Origin of the sequence: Dolichospermum sp. LEGE 00246 (assembly GCF_015207865.1) — a bacterium.
Lineage (GTDB): Bacteria > Cyanobacteriota > Cyanobacteriia > Cyanobacteriales > Nostocaceae > Dolichospermum > Dolichospermum heterosporum.
On record NZ_JADEWA010000572.1, the window covers coordinates 1 to 2,962 of the forward strand.

A 2,962-nucleotide genomic window follows, 5' to 3' on the forward strand; every position below is an offset into this window, starting at 1 on the left:
GATATAAATATTACCAAAAATAAATAAGTTTGCTGAATAAGTTGTCTGTGAAGGCAAGCAGGGGGAGCGGGGAAGAACAGAAGTTTTTTCCGATCATTACCCGTCAAAATAAATTTGACGAACTACTAGGAGTATGGCTAACGCCACGCTATCAGGAGGTAGGGGCGCAGGGACTGCGCCCATTCAGGAGTATGGCTAACGCCAGGCTGCGCTATCAGGAGAATTTAGAAAAAGTTATACTCCGCAAGGGAATAAATTGAGCTTTTGCTTAAAGTTAATTTTCCTGACTCATTAGACATCTCCAGAAATTAAATATGCGTGACCTGAAACCCTTGTAGAGACGTTACATGGAACGTCTCTACCATCTTTTTTGGAGATGTCTATTGACAACTTCAAGAGTTTTCAGACCTATTCCTTATAGAATAGTGAACAAAGATTGCCTAACAAACGATTCCCACTCCTCTTACTCATGACCTCTTCACAAGACGTAGATACAATCAAATCCCCTAACTCAGACCCAGAACCATCTATCAGCCCCCTAGATGAATTACCAGGTGAAGTGGAAATGTCCATTTTCGACCATCTGGAAGAGTTGCGACAAAGAATTTTCTATTCCCTCATAGTAGTGGCAGTGGGTATTATCGGTTGTTTTATCGTAGTTAAACCCCTAGTCCAGCTACTAGAAATTCCCGCTCACGGCGTAAAATTTCTGCAATTAGCCCCCGGAGAATTTTTCTTTGTCTCCATGAAAGTTGCCGCCTATGGTGGTTTAATCCTGACCACACCCTTCATTCTTTATCAAATCATTCAATTTGTACTTCCTGGCCTCACCGTACGCGAACGGCGGTTAGTCATTCCCGTAGTGCTAGGTTCAAGCATATTATTTGTATGCGGCTTAGTCTTTGCCTATATTGCACTCATCCCAGCCGCATTGCAATTCTTTATTAACTATGGTGCTGATGTTGTAGAGCAATTGTGGTCAATTGACAAATATTTTGACTTTGTGCTGTTATTGTTATTTACCACAGGACTAGCATTTCAAGTTCCCGTCATTCAAGTCTTGCTGGCTACCTTGGGAATTGTCTCCTCAAAAATCATGTTAAAAGGCTGGCGTTATGTAATTATGGCAGCAGTAGTTTTAGGAGCAATACTCACACCTTCCACCGACCCTCTCACCCAAAGTCTTTTAGCAGGTGCAGTTTTGGGACTATACTTTGGTGGAATTGGACTAGTCAAACTCACAGGTAAGTAGTTGTCAGTTGTCAGTTACTGCACAGAATTATCATATCTGTGTTTATCTGCGTTTATCTGCGTTTAATTATTCTTAAAATCTTATTTCATGCGGCTTCATTTACTTGATGAAATTACATTAATTGTTAATCGCTATGCAGAAAGCCAGTTATCCTGATTGTTACCATATAAAATAGGTTTTGATAAATTAATTTTGTCAACGCCGGCTAATTTATAGCTAACGTAAACAAAGACAAACTTAACTTTAACTTTTACAATAGGAATACTTCACCAGCATGGCTCAAGAGCGCACATTACCCACATTTAATACTGCCACAGTCCAAATCACCAAAGAAGAAGGATTGGGCTTATATGAAGACATGACATTAGGTCGTTTATTTGAAGATAAATGCGCCGAAATGTACTACAGAGGAAAAATGTTTGGATTTGTCCACCTGTACAACGGACAAGAAGCAGTTTGTAGCGGCATTATTAAAGGTGCTATGCGCCCCGGAGAAGACTTCGTTTCCAGCACCTACCGTGACCACGTTCATGCTTTAAGCGCCGGAGTCCCCGCCCGCGAAGTCATGGCAGAATTATTTGGTAAAGCCACAGGTTGCAGTAAAGGGCGCGGTGGTTCAATGCATATGTTTTCTGCTGAACATCGTTTACTAGGTGGTTATGCTTTCGTAGCCGAAGGTATTCCTGTGGCTGCTGGGGCAGCTTTCCAATCTAAATACCGTCGGGAAGTCCTGGGAGACAAAGCCGCCGACCAAGTAACCGCTTGCTTCTTTGGTGACGGTGCTGCTAACAATGGTCAATTTTTTGAAACATTGAATATGGCAGCTTTATGGAAATTGCCGATTCTTTTTGTGGTAGAAAATAATAAGTGGGCGATCGGTATGGCTCACGAACGGGCAACTTCCCAACCAGAAATTTACAAAAAAGCCAGTGTGTTTAACATGGTGGGTGTGGAAGTAGACGGCATGGATGCTTTAGCCGTGCGTCAAGTGGCTCAAGAAGCCGTAGCTCGCGCCCGCGCTGGTGAAGGTCCAACTTTAATCGAAGCCATGACCTATCGCTTCCGGGGTCACTCTCTCGCTGACCCAGACGAACTCCGCAGCAAGGAAGAAAAAGAATTTTGGTTTGCTCGTGACCCCATTAAAAAGTTAGCTGGTTATTTGCTAGAACAAAATCTGGCAACAGAAGCAGAACTCAAAGATGTGGAAAAGAAAATTCAGGCTGTAATAGACGAAGCTGTGAGATTTGCTGAAACCAGTCCTGAACCAGATCCTAGCGAGTTATATCGCTTCATTTTTGCTGAAGACGTTTAATTTGGGTCATGGGTAATGGGTAATTAGGGAATATTACAAAATAAATAGCGTTGGTGATTGAAGGTATGAATTTTTCTCACGCAGAGGCGCAGAGGCGCAGAGAGAAGGAGCTTGAGCGATATAATTTATCTTCTTGTTCCCAGTCTCTGACTGGGAATAAATTCTAGAAGGCTCTGCCTTCAATAAGATTGGAGGCAGAGCCTCATCAACTGCATTCCTAGTCAGAGACTAGGAACGAGATGTGGTAAAGATTTGAGATCAAATGATCATGTTGACACTCCCCGGTCTAAAGACACGGGGATTCTTAATCGAATAATTGCAAACACAACTGCTCGAATAATATCCGCTTTTCAGGTATTACCTTAGATGTACGGTTCCCCGCCTGATGCCGTTTGCCA

At 42.6% G+C, this 2,962-nt stretch carries 2 protein-coding genes; both read left to right on the forward strand.

The genetic code is table 11. The annotated features are described in order from the left end of the window. Positions 1-469: 469 nt before the first annotated feature. The gene (gene tatC, locus IQ228_RS24145; RefSeq protein WP_027404648.1) at positions 470-1,252 is read left to right on the forward strand and encodes a twin-arginine translocase subunit TatC; all 783 of its coding nucleotides are present in this window, start codon (positions 470-472) and stop codon (positions 1,250-1,252) included. 274 nt (positions 1,253-1,526) lie between these two features. Continuing rightward, positions 1,527-2,564, forward strand: coding sequence for a pyruvate dehydrogenase (acetyl-transferring) E1 component subunit alpha (gene pdhA / locus IQ228_RS24150; protein ID WP_193964707.1), 1,038 nt, complete (start codon positions 1,527-1,529; stop codon positions 2,562-2,564). Positions 2,565-2,962: the final 398 nt, after the last annotated feature.

Coding starts and splice junctions, on each gene's coding strand:
- tatC (WP_027404648.1), top strand. CDS start 470: ATGACCTCTTCACAAGACGTAGATACAATCAAATCCCCTAACTCAGAC.
- pdhA (WP_193964707.1), top strand. CDS start 1,527: ATGGCTCAAGAGCGCACATTACCCACATTTAATACTGCCACAGTCCAA.